This is a genomic window from Streptomyces sp. NPDC086147 (assembly GCF_040702165.1).
In the GTDB taxonomy this organism is placed as follows: Bacteria; Actinomycetota; Actinomycetes; order Streptomycetales; family Streptomycetaceae; genus Streptomyces.
Genome location: NZ_JBFBJO010000009.1, coordinates 133031 through 148528, shown reverse-complemented (window position 1 = coordinate 148528; position 15498 = coordinate 133031). Strand labels below are relative to the sequence as shown.

General features: G+C 71.3%; 15 protein-coding genes and 1 pseudogene. 12 read left to right on the top strand and 4 right to left on the bottom strand.

The window, feature by feature from the left end; translation table 11 throughout:
* Window positions 1–37 precede the first annotated feature (37 nt).
* Window positions 38–436, bottom strand: a complete 399-nt coding sequence (locus AB0398_RS21045) for an SsgA family sporulation/cell division regulator (RefSeq protein ID WP_366377112.1) — start codon at window positions 434–436, stop codon at window positions 38–40.
* Window positions 437–579: 143 nt separating this feature from the next.
* On the opposite strand from AB0398_RS21045, the gene AB0398_RS21040 reads away from it, so the two are divergent.
* The 5 genes from AB0398_RS21040 (at window position 580) to AB0398_RS21020 (ending at window position 4995) form a co-directional block, all read left to right on the top strand.
* Window positions 580–1617 (top strand): energy-coupling factor ABC transporter permease, encoded by a 1038-nt coding sequence (locus AB0398_RS21040; protein ID WP_366377111.1) that lies wholly within the window; start codon window positions 580–582, stop codon window positions 1615–1617.
* 1 nt (window position 1618) lies between these two features.
* Window positions 1619–2383 carry a cobalt ECF transporter T component CbiQ gene (gene cbiQ, locus AB0398_RS21035; protein ID WP_366377110.1) on the top strand — a complete coding sequence of 255 codons (765 nt, stop codon included), beginning with the start codon at window positions 1619–1621 and terminating at the stop codon, window positions 2381–2383.
* On the top strand, window positions 2380–3126 hold the full coding sequence (locus tag AB0398_RS21030; RefSeq protein WP_366377109.1) for an ABC transporter ATP-binding protein: 747 nt from the start codon (window positions 2380–2382) through the stop codon (window positions 3124–3126). Before cbiQ ends, AB0398_RS21030 begins: the two co-directional genes overlap by 4 nt.
* A gap of 122 nt (window positions 3127–3248) precedes the next feature.
* Window positions 3249–4448 (top strand): serine hydrolase domain-containing protein, encoded by a 1200-nt coding sequence (locus AB0398_RS21025; protein WP_366377108.1) that lies wholly within the window; start codon window positions 3249–3251, stop codon window positions 4446–4448.
* Between the two features lie 16 nt (window positions 4449–4464).
* A complete protein-coding gene (locus AB0398_RS21020) occupies window positions 4465–4995 on the top strand; it encodes a YbaK/EbsC family protein (protein WP_366377107.1) in 531 nt (176 codons plus the stop codon).
* An 8-nt stretch (window positions 4996–5003) separates the two neighbouring features.
* On the opposite strand, the gene AB0398_RS21015 is transcribed toward AB0398_RS21020, so the two are convergent.
* The gene (locus AB0398_RS21015; RefSeq protein ID WP_366377106.1) at window positions 5004–5621 is read right to left on the bottom strand and encodes a LysE family transporter; all 618 of its coding nucleotides are present in this window, start codon (window positions 5619–5621) and stop codon (window positions 5004–5006) included.
* Window positions 5622–5816: 195 nt separating this feature from the next.
* Here AB0398_RS21015 and AB0398_RS21010 point away from each other — a divergent pair, with 195 nt between their 5' ends.
* From AB0398_RS21010 to AB0398_RS20990, 5 genes are all read left to right on the top strand, one after another.
* Complete coding sequence (locus AB0398_RS21010; protein ID WP_366377105.1) at window positions 5817–6617, top strand: SDR family oxidoreductase; 801 nt, start codon at window positions 5817–5819, stop codon at window positions 6615–6617.
* A gap of 129 nt (window positions 6618–6746) precedes the next feature.
* Window positions 6747–7166 carry a phage holin family protein gene (locus AB0398_RS21005; protein WP_366377104.1) on the top strand — a complete coding sequence of 140 codons (420 nt, stop codon included), beginning with the start codon at window positions 6747–6749 and terminating at the stop codon, window positions 7164–7166.
* Window positions 7163–7636, top strand: coding sequence for a DUF3618 domain-containing protein (locus AB0398_RS21000; protein ID WP_366377103.1), 474 nt, complete (start codon window positions 7163–7165; stop codon window positions 7634–7636). Before AB0398_RS21005 ends, AB0398_RS21000 begins: the two co-directional genes overlap by 4 nt.
* 78 nt (window positions 7637–7714) lie before the next feature.
* Entirely contained in the window at window positions 7715–8173 is a 459-nt protein-coding gene (locus tag AB0398_RS20995) for a GNAT family N-acetyltransferase (protein ID WP_366377102.1), read from the top strand.
* A gap of 86 nt (window positions 8174–8259) precedes the next feature.
* Window positions 8260–9126 carry a GNAT family N-acetyltransferase gene (locus tag AB0398_RS20990; protein WP_366377101.1) on the top strand — a complete coding sequence of 289 codons (867 nt, stop codon included), beginning with the start codon at window positions 8260–8262 and terminating at the stop codon, window positions 9124–9126.
* Between the two features lie 153 nt (window positions 9127–9279).
* Here the strand turns inward: AB0398_RS20990 and AB0398_RS20985 are convergent, their stop codons facing one another.
* Window positions 9280–9972: a YdcF family protein gene (locus AB0398_RS20985; protein WP_366377100.1), complete on the bottom strand. Its 693-nt coding sequence runs from the start codon at window positions 9970–9972 to the stop codon at window positions 9280–9282.
* Between the two features lie 699 nt (window positions 9973–10671).
* On the opposite strand from AB0398_RS20985, the gene AB0398_RS20980 reads away from it, so the two are divergent.
* Window positions 10672–13233 carry a DUF6185 family protein gene (locus AB0398_RS20980; protein WP_366377099.1) on the top strand — a complete coding sequence of 854 codons (2562 nt, stop codon included), beginning with the start codon at window positions 10672–10674 and terminating at the stop codon, window positions 13231–13233.
* Between the two features lie 9 nt (window positions 13234–13242).
* On the opposite strand, the pseudogene AB0398_RS20975 reads toward AB0398_RS20980, so the two are convergent.
* Window positions 13243–14058, bottom strand: a pseudogene (locus AB0398_RS20975) (IS5 family transposase).
* A gap of 83 nt (window positions 14059–14141) precedes the next feature.
* Here AB0398_RS20975 and AB0398_RS20970 point away from each other — a divergent pair.
* Window positions 14142–15488, top strand: coding sequence for a tetratricopeptide repeat protein (locus AB0398_RS20970; protein ID WP_366377098.1), 1347 nt, complete (start codon window positions 14142–14144; stop codon window positions 15486–15488).
* The last annotated feature ends 10 nt before the right edge of the window (window positions 15489–15498 follow it).

Below are 15498 nucleotides of genomic sequence, written 5' to 3'. Positions count from 1 at the left end.
TGCGCCCGGCAGCCCGACGCCGTCGGCGTGTCGCCCGTCAGCGACGCGCCGACGGCGTTCGCGTGCCCGGGCCCGCCGTGCGGGCGGTGGCGGAAGGTCCCGAGGAGTACGTGTGGCGCAGGAACCGGGCCAGGGCGGCGGTGTCGAACTGGACGACCTCCACCCCCTCCTCCGTGTGGAACTCCACCACCGTCTGCACCCGGCCGCAGGGCCAGACGCCGATGTCGCCGCGCCGGGTCGGGGTCCGCAGGCCCGTCTCCAGGAGGGCGCGCGGGAAGGACCACTCGACGGCGCCGGGGAAGACGAAGCGGACGGTCGCGGGGGAGTAGCCGGGGTCGTAGCGCAGGGCCACCGGGACGGGTCGGGAGAGCGGCGCGTCGGTGATGATCCGACCCTTGGCGCGGTCGTCGACGGCGGGGGCGGGTGCGGTGGCCATCGGTGGCTCCTGACTTTTGTCCTCTTATAGGCCAATGTGGCACTCCTTCCCCGTGATCGCACGGCTCATGCGGGGAAAGGTGCGGCCATGATGTGACCCGTGCGCTCTTGCAAGGCCTTCGCAGGAGCGCCCATCATGCCGACGTGCATGTACCTGACGGATTCATCAACGCCCCCGTATCGGCCGTCGCCGGTGTCGTCGCCGCCGGCGCCGTCGCCGTCAGCCTGCGCGGAGCCCGCCGCGAACTCGACGAGAAGACGGCACCGCTCGCCGGACTCGTCGCGGCCTTCGTCTTCGCCGTCCAGATGCTGAACTTCCCGGTCGCCGCCGGGACCAGCGGACACCTCCTCGGCGGCGCGCTCGCCGCGATACTCGTCGGCCCCTGGACCGGCGTCCTGTGCATATCGGTCGTCCTGCTCATGCAGGGCGTCCTCTTCGCGGACGGCGGCCTCACCGCGCTCGGCGTGAACATCGACGTCATGGGCGTCGTCACCGTCGTCGTGGCCTACGCGCTCTTCCGGGGCCTCGTCCTGGTCCTGCCGCGCACCCGCCGCTCGGTGACCGCCGCCTCCTTCGCCGCCGCGCTCGTCTCCGTACCGGCCGCGGCCGCCGCCTTCACCCTGATCTACGCGATCGGCGGCACCACCGACGTCCCCGTCGGCAAGGTCCTCACCGCGATGGTCGGCGTGCACGTCCTCATCGGCGTCGGCGAGGCCGTCATCACCATGCTGACCGTCGGCGCGGTCCTCGCCGTCCGCCCCGACCTGGTGTACGGCGCGCGCGGCCTGACCGCCCCGCTCAAGCTCCGGGTGGGCGGCGAACTGGTCGACGCCGAGCCCGCCGCCCCGGCCGCTCCCGCCCAGGGCTCCCCCAGGAAGCTGTGGATCGGCGGCCTCGTCACCGCCCTCGTCCTCGCCGGCTTCGTCTCCTTCTACGCCTCCGCCAGCCCCGACGGCCTGGAGAAGGTCGCCGCCGACAAGGGCATCGACGCCAAGGCCGAGGAGTACGAGCACGCCACCGCCGACTCCCCGCTCGCCGACTACGGCGTCCAGGGCGTCGCCGCCGAACGCCTCTCCGGCGGCCTGGCCGGCGTCATCGGCGTGGGCGCCACCCTGGCCGTCGGCACCGGCGTCTTCCTGGTCGTCCGCCGCCGACGCGCCGCCGCACCGGAAAGCGTCTGACGTGGGTGCGGGCCACGCCCACAAGCTCTACCGGCACGGGCACTCGCCGGTCCACGGGCTGCCCCCGCACACCAAGCTCGTCGCCGTCCTCGGCTTCGTCGTGGTCGTCGTCTCGACGCCCCGCGAGGCCGTCTGGGCCTTCGCCGCGTACGCCGCGCTCCTCGCGGCCGTGGCGGCGAAGGCCCGGATCCCGGCCGGCTTCCTCCTCAAGCGGCTCCTCGTCGAGGTGCCGTTCGTCGCGTTCGCGCTGCTCATGCCGTTCGTCGTGCCCGGCGAGCGGACCGAGGTCCTCGGGATCTCCCTGAGCGTCCCCGGCCTGTGGGGCGCCTGGAACGTGCTGGCCAAGGGCACCCTCGGCGTCGCCGCCTCCGTGCTCCTCGCCGCCACGACCGAACTGCGCTCCCTGCTCCTCGGCCTCCAGCGGCTGAGGCTGCCGCCGCTGCTCGTCCAGATCGCCTCCTTCATGATCCGGTACGGCGACGTCATCACCGACGAGATGCGCCGCATGTCCGTCGCCCGCCGCTCGCGCGGCTTCGAGGCGCGGGGCGTGCGCCACTGGGGCGTCCTCGCCAAGTCCGCGGGCGCGCTCTTCATCCGCTCGTACGAGCGCGGGGAACGGGTCCACCTGGCCATGGTCAGCCGCGGCTACACCGGCACCATCCCGGTGCTCGACGAGGTGACCGCCACCCGCGCCCAGTGGGCGCGCGCCGCCGCGCTGCCGCTGGCCGCCCTCCTGATCTGCCTCCTGGGATGGACCCTCCGATGAACGCTCCCGCCTCCCTCGACGTCCGCGGCCTCGCGTACGCCTACCCCGACGGCCACCAGGCCCTCTTCGGGGTGGACCTGACCGTCGGGCGCGGCGAGCGGGTCGCCCTGCTCGGCCCCAACGGCGCCGGCAAGACCACCCTCGTCCTCCACCTCAACGGCATCCTCACCGGCGGTGCGGGCACCGTCACCGTCGCCGGGCTCCCGGTCGGCCGCGCCCACATGGCCGAGATTCGCCGCAGGGTCGGCATCGTCTTCCAGGACCCCGACGACCAGCTCTTCATGCCGACCGTCCGCGAGGACGTCGCCTTCGGCCCGGCCGCCGCCGGGCTGCGCGGCGCCGAGCTGGACGCCGTGGTGCGCCGGGCCCTGGAGCGGGTCGGGATGGCGGAGTACGCCGACCGGCCGCCGCACCACCTCTCCTTCGGACAGCGCCGCCGGGTCGCCGTGGCGACCGTCCTCGCCATGGAGCCGGAGATCCTCGTCCTCGACGAGCCGTCCTCCAACCTGGACCCGGCCTCGCGCCGCGAGCTCGCGGACGTCCTGCGCTCCCTGGACGTCACCGTCCTGATGGTCACCCACGACCTCCCGTACGCCCTGGAGCTCTGCCCGCGCGCGGTGGTCCTCAGCGAGGGCGTCATCGCCGCCGACGGGCCGACCGGCGAACTCCTCGCGGACGAGGAGCTGATGGCCCGGCACCGCCTGGAGCTGCCGTTCGGCTTCGTGCCGCGGCCGGTGGTCTGAGGGCCCGCCTCCCCGACGGCCCGAGGGCCGGCCCCCGGTGCTCCGAGGGCCCCGGAATCGGCCCCGCGCCCGCCGCGTTGCACCATGGAGAGTCGGAACAGGGCAAGAGGAGGAGCGGGAACGTGGACGTCCGGGGCACGGTGGCGGCGGGCTGGGAGCCGGTCGGGGACGCGTTCCTGCGCAACTTCGAGCAGCGCGGTGAGCGCGGGGCGGCCGTCGCCGTCCACCGGGACGGCGTGAAGGTCGTCGACCTGTGGGCGGGCAGCCGCGACGTGGACGGCGAGGACCCCTGGACCGAGGACACCGCCCAGGTCGTCCGCTCGGCCACCAAGGGCGTCGCCGCCGCCGTGCCGCTGCTCCTGCACCAGCGCGGCCTGCTCGACCCGGACGCCCCCGTGGCGACGTACTGGCCCGAGTTCAAGGCGGCCGGCAAGGACCGCGCGACCGTGCGGGACCTGCTCGCACACCGGGCCGGCGTCCCCGTCCTCGACCGGCCGCTCACCCTCGCCGAGGCCGTCGACCTGCCGACGGCGACGGCCGCCGTCGCCGCCCAGGCCCCCGTCTGGGAGCCCGGCACCGACCACGGCTACCACGCCCACACCTTCAGCTGGCTGCTCTCCGGCCTGGTCCACCGGGTCACCGGCCGGACGATCGGCCGCTGGGTGGCGGAGGAGATCGCCGGCCCGCTCGGCCTCGACCTGTGGATCGGGCTCCCGGAGGCGGAGGCCCACCGGGTCGGCCGCATCGGCCCCGTCGAGGAGGTCGAACCGGCCGGCAGCGGCGCGCTCAGGCTCCGCCCCAAGCGCGCGGTCACCGAGGCCTACCGGGACCCCGGCTCCCTCACCCGCCGCGCCTTCGGCGTCATCGACCCGAAGCCCGACGAGAACGATCCGGTCTACCGGGCCGCCGAACTCCCCGGCTCGGCCGGCGTCGCCACCGCCCGCGCGCTCTCCCGCTTCTACGCCGCCACCCTCGGCCCCGTCGACGGCGCCGACCGCCTCTTCGCCCCGGCGACCCTCACCCTCGCCCGTACCGAGGAGTCGGCGGGCACGGACCGCGTGCTGCTCGTCGACACCCGCTTCGGCCTCGGGCACATGCTGCACGGCCCGGCCTCGCCGCTCCTCGGCCCGTCCTCCTTCGGCCACCCGGGCCGCGGCGGCTCCCTGGGCTTCGCGGACCCCGACTCCGGGATCGCCTTCGGATACGTCACCAACGGCATGCGCAGGACGGTCACGGCGGACCCGCGCGCCCAGGCGCTCGTACGGGCGGTGGGGGCGGTGACGGGCGTAGGGTCGACCCGTCAGGCGACGAAGGCGAATTGAGACGGGGAGTGGGCGCATGACCGTGGAGACGGCGGAGACCGGAGGGGCGGCGGCCGGGGACGGCACCCACGCCGCGTACGAGAAGCTGATCGCCCTGCTCGACGAGCGCGGGGCCGCCTACCGGGTGCTCGAACACGCCCCCGAGGGCGCCACCGAGGCGGTCAGCGCGCTGCGGGGCAACACGCTCGCGCAGGCGGCCAAGTGCATCATCGCGATGGTCAAGATCGGCAAGAAGGAGAAGCGGTTCGCGCTGGCCGTCGTCCCCGGCGACCGCCGGATCGACCTCGCGGCGGTGAAGGCGCTGTACGGCGGCACGTACGTCTCCTTCGCCTCCCCGGAGATCGCGGAGGAGCTCGCGGGCTCCCCGAGCGGCACCATCCTGCCCTTCGCCTTCGACGAGCGCCTCGAACTGCTCGTGGACCCGGACCTGTTGGTCCACCCGGAGATCTACTTCAACGCGGCCCGGCTCGACCGCTCGCTCGCCCTCTCCACCGAGGACTACCGGGCGGTCGCCGAGCCGCGCGTGGAGCGGGTCTCGACGGCCTGAGGCCCCCCTCAGGCGGCCGACGGCGTCAGCGCGAGCACCATCCCGAGGCCGACGAGCACGGCGCCGATGGCCTTGTTGAGCACGGTCTGGCGCCGCAGCAGCCGGGTCCGCAGGCTCTGCTGGGAGAACAGCAGCGCGGCGAGCGAGAACCACACCAGGTGCGCGAGCGACATGAACAGGCCGTAGCCGATCTGCTGGGGCACGGGGGTGTCGGCGCTGACGACCTGGGTGTAGGTGCTCAGGACGAACAGCATCGTCTTCGGGTTGAGCGCGTTCGTCAGGAAGCCGGTGCGCAGCGCGCCCGCCTTCGACAGGCCCTCGCCGTCCGACAGGTCGACGTCCACCTGGGACTTGGTGACGAAGGTCTTGTACCCGATGTACACCAGGTACGCGGCGCCGATCAGCTTCATCGCGGTGAAGAGCGCCGGGCTCCGGGACACCAGGAGCCCGACGCCCAGCATGGTGTACGTGACGTGGACCAGGACGCCGAGGGCGATGCCGACGGCGGCGAGGACGCCGGCGGTCCGCCCGTACAGATAGCTGTTGCGGACGGTCATCGCGAAGTCCGCGCCGGGACTGATGACGGCCAGGACGGTGATGACCGCCACGGCGATGAGCTGACCCATGTTCCCGCTCGTTCCCGTCTTCTTGTTCGGACTTCTCGTTCGGACTTCTCGTCGGGGCTTCTCGTTCGGGCCGGGACGGTGCGGATCCGCGCCGGGCGCCGGGGGTTGCGACAGTAGATGATCTCCGGCGCGTCGTGCGAGGCCCTTCGAACATTCCTCTGGTGCGGACGCCGCGGTCGGTGTTGTGATCAGCCCATGGAGCACTTGAAGCACGTGGATCTCGGCAAACGGCTCGACGGGTACGGGGTACTGATCACGGGCGGGGCGCGCGGCATCGGCGCGGCGACCGCGCGGCGCCTCGCGGCGGAGGGCGCGCGGGTCCTCGTCACGGACGTGGACGAGGAGGCGGCCCGGGCGACGGCGGCGGAACTGCCGGGGGCGGAGTCCGTACGCTGCGACGTGTCCGACCAGGGCTCGGTGGACGCGGCCGTGGCGTACGCGGTGGAGGCCTTCGGCGGCCTCGACGTCCTGGTGAACAACGCGCTCGGGCCCGTGACCCCCGACCGGGACCGCTTCGAGGACGAGCCGGACGAGGTGTGGTCCGTCCAGCACGAGGTCACGTTCATGGGGGCGGTGCGCTGCTCGCGGGCGGCGCTGCCGCACCTGGCGGCGGCGGGCGGGCGCGGGGCGATCGTCGTGATCGGGTCGGTCAACGCGGAGACGGACTTCGGCAACCACGCGTACAGCGCCGCCAAGGCCGGACTCGCCTCCCTCACCCGCACCCTGGCGGGGGACGCGGCGGCGCGCGGGGTCCGGGTCAACCAGATCAACCCGGGCACGATCGCGACCAGGGCGTGGGAGGGCAAGGAGGCCGGGCTCGCCGCCCTCGCCGAGCGGGTCTACCCGCTGGGCCGCGTCGGCACCCCCGAGGACATCGCCGCCGCCGTCGCCTTCCTCGCCTCCCCGGACGCCTCCTGGGTCACCGGCACGGTCCTCCGCGTCGACGGCGGACTCCTCGCGGTGAACCGGCACTTCAGGGAGGTGCTGGGGGACTGAGGGGCCGGTCCCCTTCCACCGCACGACACGGCGTCCGGTCCGGCGGGTGAGAACGGACCCGTGTGAAAACGCTCGTACCGAGCAGGCGAAGAAGAGGAGAAGCGGGGAAACGGACGAAGAGAGGACGCGATGAGCACCATCCAACGGCCGGTCCACGGCAGCGCCGCCGACGCGTCGGTGGGCGACCTCGTCTCGCGGGCGTCGCAGCAGATCTCGGAGCTGGTCCGCGACGAGATGCGGCTCGCCCGGGCGGAGATGACCGAGAAGGGCAAGCGCTACGGCGTGGGCGGCGGCCTGTTCGGCGGCGCCGGCCTGGTCGGCGTGCTGGCCGCGCAGGCCCTCGTCGTCGCCGTGATCGCGGCCCTCGCCCTGGTCCTCCCGGTCTGGGCGTCGGCCCTGATCGTCGCCGCCCTGCTCGCGGCGGGCGCGGCGGGCATGGCCGCGGCCGGGAAGAAGCAGATCGACGAGGCGGGCGCGCCGACCCCCGAGCAGACCATCGACAACGTCAAGGCCGACGTGGCCGAGATCAAGGAGAGGGCCCACCGATGAACCACCGGACGCAGGGCGACAAGACCGCGAACGACCTCGGCGAACTGCGCGAGCAGGCCGAGCACACCCGCGACGAACTCGGGCGCACGGTGGAGGCGTTGGCGGCCAAGGCGGACGTCAAGGCACAGGCCGGGGAGAAGGTGGCCGAGGTGCGCGAGAAGGCGGCGGTCGCGACCGAGCGGGCCAAGGAGAAGGCGGTGGTCGCCGCCGACCTGGTCAAGGAGAAGACGGCGGTCGCCGCCGACCGGGCCAGGGAGAAGACGGCGGTCGTCACCGACCGGGCCAAGGAGAAGGCGACGCAGGCCGCCGACCTGGTGCAGGAGAAGACCCCCGACCCGCTCCTGGAGAGGGCCGAGGTGGTCGCTCACAAGGCGAAGGCCAACAGGACCCCGCTGGTCGCCGGGGCCGCAGCCCTGGCCGGCTTCCTGCTGGTGCGCCGGATCATCCGGGGCCGCCGCGGGCGCCGCTGACGGCGCCGCCGAGGAACGCCGGCACCGTGCCCCGGCCCCGGGTGGGATACCTCCCCGGGGCCGGGGCACACGGGTTTCATGAACGGACACCATGCGCGCCCCGGCAGCACCATGTTCGGCTCAGTCCTGACCCCGTCGACCGACCGCCCCGCGGCCAGGCACTCACGACCGGGCAGGCTCGCGACCCGCCTGCGCCGCCGGTTCCTGGCGTACGGGGCGGTCGAGTTCCTCTCCACGCACGTCCCGGACGACCCGGGCCCGGGCGAGGAGCGCCTGCTCCTGGTCCACGCCCGCCAGGTCGTCGGGCAGGTCCACTACCGGATGTGCGCGCGATGCGCCCGGGGCGTCATCACCGACGTCGCCCTCGACGAACGCTTCCGCGGCAGCGGCCTGGGCACCCGGGCCCTCTCCCACCTCCGCGCCCGCCACCCGGGCACCGCCTGGCACAGCACCCTGACCCTCCGCGCCACCCGCGACCTCCTGCGGCGCATGCGCATCCCGACGACGGGCCCGGGACCGCTCTGCGCCCACGCGTGACGCACAGGCGGACCGGGCCCGTCGATCCGGTCGGCTGAGCGAAATCCGGGTGCGGCCGGTCGCCGCGATGGTGTGGGATGCGGGACATGACGATCGTTCTGAACGTGCCCGGCGTCGAGGGGCTGACCGGGGTCGTGGATGCCCTCCGCGCATGGCAGGACGACCGCACGCCGCTGCAACTGCATCCGGGAGACCTCGGCTGGGCCTGGGCGCTGGGCGCGGAGAGGCTGGCTGCGGCCGTCCGCACCTGGAGCGTGGACGGACGGATCGTCGCCGTCGGATATCTGGACGACCCCGGTGTGCTGCGCCTGACGACCGCGCCGGATCTGCGCCGGGACGGTGATCTGGCGCGCCGGCTGCTGGCGGACCTCGACGATCCGGAGCGCGGGGTCCTGCCGCCCGGGAAGGTCGGCCTCGAAATCCCCAACGGCGCCCTGCTCCGCGAGGTCCTCTTGGAGGCGGGCTGGACTCCGGACGAGCCGTGGACGCCGCTGCGCCGCGACCTCGCCCAGCCGGTGAAGGACTCCGGCCTGCGGATCGAGGTGGCCGGTCCGGAGACGGCGGGGGTGCGGACCGCGGTGCATCGCTCGGCGTTCGGCAGCCCGGCGTTCACCGAGGAGGTGTGGCACGTCCTCGCGGCCGGGCCGGTCTATGCCGACGCCCGCTGCCTGATCGGCTACGACGGCCAGGACAACGCGGTGGCCGCGGCGACGGTCTGGTCGGCCGGGCCCGGCAAGCCCGGTCTGCTGGAGCCGGTGGGCGTGCACGCCGACCATCGCGGTCGCGGCTACGGGACGGCGATCGGCGTCGCCGCTGCGGCGGTGCTGCGTGAACTGGGTGCGTCCAGCGCACTCGTCAGCACCCCGACCTCGAACGCTGCCGCCGTCGCCGCCTACAGGGCGGCCGGCTACGAGCCGTCGCCCGAACGGCTGGACGTCGGCCGAGCCGCCTGAGAGCACGCTTCGTTCCACCGGGCCGAAGGCGTCATCGCCGCCCTCGTGATCCGGCTCCGCCGATCGACGGCCCCTGCGGCCGGACCTCCACCTTCACCGGCCCCGACGGCCACCACGTCACCCTCCACGACCGCGCCCGACGCGCCCCGCGGCCTACTGCCCGGGGACGAGCCGCCCGGTGAACCCGGCGTCCCGGAGCCGCTCGTAGGCCGCGACCACGGCCCCGGGGATCTCCTGCTCGATCATGAACCCCCGCGCCGGATAGACGATCAACCGCTGTACGGCCCCCACGAGCATGTCGAGGACGAGCCGGGCGTCGCCGAGGGACGCGACGTACGCGTCGAGTGCCAGGGGAGCGGACGCGCTGACGACCTCCACCCCGGGCCAGAGCCGCCGGACGGTGGCGTACGCCCGCCGCTCCTCGTACGGCTTGCTGACGAGCAGTACGGAGGACACCTCCACGCCCCGCCCGGCGAGCAGTTCCCGCGAGAACCGGATGTTCTCCCCGGTGTTCCGCGCCCGCGTCTCCACGAGCACGACCTCCCCGGGCACCCCGCTCTCCAGCGCCCGCTCCCGGTAGTGCACGGCCTCGCCGCGCGGCATCCGGTCCCGGGTCGTCGGGCTGGTGGCCCCGGTGAACACGATCAACGGCGCCATGCCCCGCCGGTACAGCTCCACCGTCACGTCGGCCACCCCGAGATCGTGACTTCCGAGCCCGACGGCCACGGAACAGGGGCGGGGCTCGTGGCCCATCCGCTGGAAGTCCCAGAGGAGCCGGGCGTCGGCCATGACCACCCTGTTGCCCTCCGGCGCTTCGGAATCGTCGTAGTGCTCGGTCCGTGCCATGCGCTCAGCCTTCCACGGGCAGGCCGGCGAACACGCCCGGAGCGGTCGCCGTGCCGGCCGGGACCCCGTCCACGCCCCACGGGAGAACAGGCGCACGGACGGGGCGGTTCACACGTCAGCCCGTTACGGGGACGGGCCGGTCGGGGTCTTCGTGCCACGTCCACCACACGTCACGGAGCCGCAGCCCCATGGCGAACTGCGCGGCGAGGTCGTCACCCGCCACCCGCCACGGCGGAAGAGCGAGGCAAGGTCATCCTCCGGGCCGAACCCGCCATCTGCGACCTCGGCACAGATGCGGCGAAGCAATCCGGGCAGGGGGGTACCCGAGGCTGCGCTCGGTAAGGTGCACCTCCGCTTTCGTGAGAGGCGGGAACGGCTGATCCGGGAGAAGCCCAGGAGAGGCAGGCACGCTTTTTGAGCCCCAGGCGATGGCGTGCAGCCTCTCCGGAAGAGCGTCGTCATCCGCGGCGGCGCGGCAGGCGGTATCGGTCATGAACCGAGACTGTGGTGCGCATTGTCTCAGGTAGCGCGCTTCCATAGGGCCGACTGCGCAGCGTGCATCTCCTGCTTTCCGGGTCGGCTTGGCAACCGCAGCCCTGGTGGAAGACCTGTATCGGGGAATGCGTCGCGTCCGGGTGGGGTCCTCACTCATCATGAAGGTGACAACCGCGTTATGGGGGAGGCGGGTTGAGGGCTTGTGTGGTTTTACTCGTGGTTTTGTTGTTTGGGATCCTTGTCCTATCCGGTCAGGCTGCTCAGGCGTCGGATGATGGTGCCTGCGGCTCGGGGGGTCTGGCCAAGGCCCAGGTGAGCGCATCCCTGCGGCTGGAGCATGAACGTCGCACCCAGACCAAACTGGTCAGCCAGTTCACGGTGCGGGTTCCCTCCAGGTGGATGCATGCGGCCGGGTTGCTCATGGGCGAAGACTCTGAGGTGTACCGGCAGGCGATGCGCTGTCTGCTGAGAGGTACGGGGACCCAGTACGCGTGGTGGGGCGAGTGGCGTTCCCGCGCTCCGCGCATCACGGCGGAGAAAAATCTCGTAGAGGTCCAGGTGGACACCTACGCCTGGGCAGACAGTAGCGGTGTGAAGTACTTGGGGCCCTGGGACGTCGAGATCGGCAAGGATTATTGGCGCGTGCGTCTCAATCCTGCCGAGGCTCTGCGTGGTGCGCGATGGATGTCTGTGGTGGTGGATCCGGGCTCTGCCAGTGCTCTCACGGTCAGCCCTCGTCCGACTGGCGGCAAAGGGAACACGGCGTTGCTTTGGCAGCAGAAGTCCGAGATCATGCCGGCCGTCGATGTCCGTGTCGATCCGGCCTGGCAGCGCTCGTGGGCAACTCAGCTTAATCGGCTCCGCTTTCTCGGTGCGGACACCGCCGGCAGACTGCTTTGGGTGGGTTCCCTGTCTGTCTTGCTGCTCGTGGTCGTACGCAGAACCAGACAGGCCACCGGGTCGCTGACAGTGGACGAGACAAAACAGCTCGGCACGATGAGCCAATGGGCTTGGATGTACGCCGCGATAGGCGTGGTGGACCTCGGGGAAGATTTTCTCTACCGTGCGCTGGCCGAGTCTCCCTATGACGGCTGGGCCTTGGGGCAGGCACGTCACGGTCTGGCTGCCAGCCTTGTCACCAGCTGGGCTCTGCTGCTCTTCGGCCGTCCGCGGCGTACCATCCATGTGGCTGGCGTGGTCCTCACCGTGCCCGCGCTGGCCGTGGCGGTTTGGCCCGAGGGCTTTGGGCTGCCTGCCCACCTCTTCCTTCCGGCAGATGCCTCCGACTGGGCTGTCATTGCGCTCTTCATGGCGAGCGGCTGCGCCTTCGGTCTGCTGCTCCTGGGCACGGCAGCCACGGGCTGGCGTCTGTCGCGCGCGGCTGGACTGATCAAGGACCGTACATCTGGTACTCCGCGCGAGCTGCGGCTGCGTCATGCGGCACCAGTGCTCCTTCTTGCCGTCGTCGTGATCGGCCTGTGTGTGGGGTTCACCAGGGAACGGGACTGGCAGCGTGCCGCCTGGCTGAGCGCGCACGGCGATCCGTCCTATGGCACTGCTCACCTGGAGGCTCTGCGGAACGAGCTGACCTGGTTCGCCGAGACCAGCATGGACTGGTGGCTCACGTATGACTGGACCCTTGTCGGCTTGGCCGTCCTTGCCGTGCTACGAGCTCGAGTGCATCGGCCTGCGGCTTCGGCGTACGGCCCCGACACTGTCGAGAAGTTCTGGTTGCTTATCTTCTTCCCGGTTGCGGTCGGCATGGGACTTGGCTGGTTCGTCAACAACGGTGCGTTGAGCTGGCTGTGGGTCTTCGTGAACCTCGGCGCCCTGTGGCTGGTCCTGGTCCTCGGCAAGGGCCGAGGCGTGCTCGACCGATCGTTGCGGCGTTCGGGCATCCCACTCGGCAAAGCCCTGGATGAGGCTCGCCGTCACGACTTGCTCGACAGAGCCCGTAGGTTTCGAGAGGTGCACGCCAAGCTACGCCGCCTGGATCAGGGGCAGTCCGACGACGAAGCGCACAGCCGACGCGCCTATGAGCGCGAACTGCGCGGCCTCCATCACTGGCGGACGCCCTCAGGAACTGCCGACAGTCTTCCCGCAGACGTCTCCGTGGTCGACGCCGCCCTCGCGTTGGGGCCCCGTACGACCTGGTGGAAGAACGGCTGCCGGGCTGCCACGCTCGCTGGGATCATCGGACTGCCGATGAGCGCCCTCATGATCTGGTCCGATCATCTCAGGGGTGAGTTCCTCACCTCGACCTTCTACTACGGCTACGGTCTTCCTGAAGTTCTCAGGAGTCTCGTTTACTGGGAGATAACCTGGGCTGGTGCCGGCTTCCTGCTCGGTGCGCTCTGGCGGCAACTCCCTGGGCGCCGAGGCCCGGTGCGCAGCCTGCTGATCACGGCCGCGTTCACGCTCCCGATAGGGCTCGATGCTGTCGGTAACTGGATCACACGCGAGGGGCAGAGCACCCTGGCCCAGAGCGCTGCGGCCATGCTCCTGGTCATGACCCTGACTGGTATAGCCGTCGACCTAGACACCTTCCGTGGTGAACGTCGTTACTGGCAAAGCCGCTTCGGACTTCTGCTTTCGATTTACCAGATGCGTTACTTTTCGCTACAGATGGCATACCTGTTCGCCCAACTCATCGCTTTTCTCACCCTGTGGCAGTTCTTCACCGACACCGGAGGGCCACCAGGATCCGGCCCGTCGGGATCTGGCTCGCCGGGATCCGGTCCGTCGGGAGGCGCGACAGGAAACTAAGACCGTGTCCTATGTAGTGAGGCTGAGGAGTCGTTTGTAGCAGCAGAGGGCCGCGGCGAGACCGAGGAAGGCCAGGTAGTTGCGGGGATGGCGTTCGTATCGGTGGTTGAGTCGGCGGTAACTGGTGAGCCAGGACATCGTGCGCTCGATGACCCATCTGCGGCGTCCGAATCATTCGCTGGACCCGATGCCCTTGCGGGCGATGCGGACGCCGATGCGTTTGTCGCGGAGCCATTTCCGCAGTTCAGGGATGGCGTAGGCCTTATCGGTGTGCGGACGCCGGGGTTTGAAGTGGCGGCCTCGGTGGGGGTCGTGTCTCGTTTGGTGGCCGAGGACCATGGGTTTCAGGGCTTGGCTGTCGTGGGTGTTGGCAGCTGAGAGGCCGACGAGGAGAGGCAGTCCGTTCGCGTCCGGCAGGACGTGCATCCTGGAACCTGCTTTGCCCCGGTCCACGGGGCTCGGACCGGTGAGTTCGCCCCTTTTCGCCCTGACGTGGGCGGAGTCGAGGACGGCTCGGGTCAGGTCGAGCAGGCCGGCGTCGTCGAGGCGGTGCAGGATCTCCTCGTGCAGCCGGCCCCAGACACCGGCGCGGGACCAGATCAGGAACCGGCGATGGGCCGTGGACTTCGATATGCCGAAGCACGGCGGTAAGGCCCGCCGGGCGCAGCCGGAGACCAGGACGTAGATGATCGCGGCGAACAGCGTCTCATCAGGTGTGTCCTGCGTTCCGTCGCCCTGCGGCCGCACCCTGGAGGGCGGGATCAGCGGCTTCGCGATCTCCCGCGGTCCGTCCGGAACAATCCAACTCCACGCACCCCGCCCCATGGCGACGTCAACGATCGCCTCACCGCATAGGGCACAGTCTTAAGATCTTCAAGTGCGTTCAAACAGAGGGGAGTTGATTGCTTATGGCCGCCCCGAAGCCGAACGAAGGACTCGTGCGCCTCTACCGGGAGACCGGTTGGACGCTGCGGCAGTTCGCACAGGAGATCAACCGGCTGGGTACGGAGCGGGGCACACCCCTCCGGTACCGGGAGCCGTCGGTCCACCAGTGGCTCAAGGGCCACCTGCCGAAGGAAGCGGTCCGGCCGCTGATCCTGGAGGCGTTCGCCCGCAGGCTGCGTTGTCCCGTGGCGTACGGCGAGACGGGCTTCCCGTCTCCTCCCGCCGGAGAGTCCAGTGCGCTCCCCAGTACCGTGGAAGGACTGTTGGACCTGGGGAGGCAAGACATGGATCCGTCCCGTCGTAGCGTTCTCGGGGTCGGCCTCTTCTCCGTCGCGCTGACCATTCCCCACTGGCCCGACGTCATCGGCCGAATGGAAGCGGCGCAGAAGGGTCATGTGCGGCGCATAGGAACGGCGGACGTCCGGGCCGTCGCCGCCATGACCGAGCGGATCTCCGACCTCGACGACCAGTTCGGCGGACGGACCGCCCGCCCCATGGCCGCGGCGTTCCTCGTGAACACGGCGGCCCCGTACCTGCGCGCGGAAGCCCCCGACGACGTACGCAAGGCGATGACGGGTGCCGTCTCGGACCTCTGCTACCTCACGGGGTACATGGCGGTGGACGAGGGGCTGCACGGGTTGGCGCAGCGGTACTACCTCAAGGCGCTCGAACTCGCGGGTGCCGCCGAGGACCACTTGACGTTCCGCACCACCTTGCGGGGCATGAGCGTCCAGGCCGTCGACCTGGGGCACGGCGCGGAGGCGATGCGGCTCGCGGACGCCGCTGCCGCCGCCTCACCGCAAGCGGGCCCCCGGATGCGGGCCTTCCTCGCCGGCCAGCAGGCCCACGCGGCGGCGCGGACGGGGGCGCGAGCCGCAGCGCGGACTTATCTCAAGGAAGCCGAAGTGGCCATGGAAAAGGCCGAGTCGCAGTCCAAGGCCTTCGGCTCCTACGATCCCTCCTCGCTCCTGTACCACACCAGCCAAGTGCGTTTCGAACTGGGCGACGTCGCCGGATCGATTGCGGCCATGCAGGAATCGGACAAGGTCCGCCAGAGCGTCTACCGGCGTGCTCGCGTCCGGCATCGCTGCACCCTGGCCGAGAGGCAGCTCGATCTGGGGCACCTCGAAGCCGCGTGCGCCACATGGACCCTCGCGCTGGAGGATTACCCGAGCCTTCAGTCCGGACGGGCGGACGAGCGCATCAAGGTCATGCACAGCCGCATCAAGCCGTACCTCAAGAACCCCGTGGCGCGAGACCTCTTCGAGCGGGCGCGAGGGGTGACGCCGGCCGGCCTCCTGCCCCGGTGAGGAGAAGCGA

Excerpts from the sequence above, each read along its gene's own strand:
- AB0398_RS20995 (WP_366377102.1), top strand. The coding sequence starts at position 7,715 with ATGAACGGACACCATGCGCGCCCCGGCAGCACCATGTTCGGCTCAGTC.
- AB0398_RS21000 (WP_366377103.1), top strand. The coding sequence starts at position 7,163 with ATGAACCACCGGACGCAGGGCGACAAGACCGCGAACGACCTCGGCGAA.
- AB0398_RS21010 (WP_366377105.1), top strand. The coding sequence starts at position 5,817 with ATGGAGCACTTGAAGCACGTGGATCTCGGCAAACGGCTCGACGGGTAC.
- AB0398_RS20985 (WP_366377100.1), bottom strand. The coding sequence starts at position 9,972 with ATGGCACGGACCGAGCACTACGACGATTCCGAAGCGCCGGAGGGCAAC.
- AB0398_RS21045 (WP_366377112.1), bottom strand. The coding sequence starts at position 436 with ATGGCCACCGCACCCGCCCCCGCCGTCGACGACCGCGCCAAGGGTCGG.
- AB0398_RS21030 (WP_366377109.1), top strand. The coding sequence starts at position 2,380 with ATGAACGCTCCCGCCTCCCTCGACGTCCGCGGCCTCGCGTACGCCTAC.
- AB0398_RS20970 (WP_366377098.1), top strand. The coding sequence starts at position 14,142 with ATGGCCGCCCCGAAGCCGAACGAAGGACTCGTGCGCCTCTACCGGGAG.
- AB0398_RS21015 (WP_366377106.1), bottom strand. The coding sequence starts at position 5,621 with ATGGGTCAGCTCATCGCCGTGGCGGTCATCACCGTCCTGGCCGTCATC.
- AB0398_RS20990 (WP_366377101.1), top strand. The coding sequence starts at position 8,260 with ATGACGATCGTTCTGAACGTGCCCGGCGTCGAGGGGCTGACCGGGGTC.
- AB0398_RS21005 (WP_366377104.1), top strand. The coding sequence starts at position 6,747 with ATGAGCACCATCCAACGGCCGGTCCACGGCAGCGCCGCCGACGCGTCG.
- AB0398_RS21020 (WP_366377107.1), top strand. The coding sequence starts at position 4,465 with ATGACCGTGGAGACGGCGGAGACCGGAGGGGCGGCGGCCGGGGACGGC.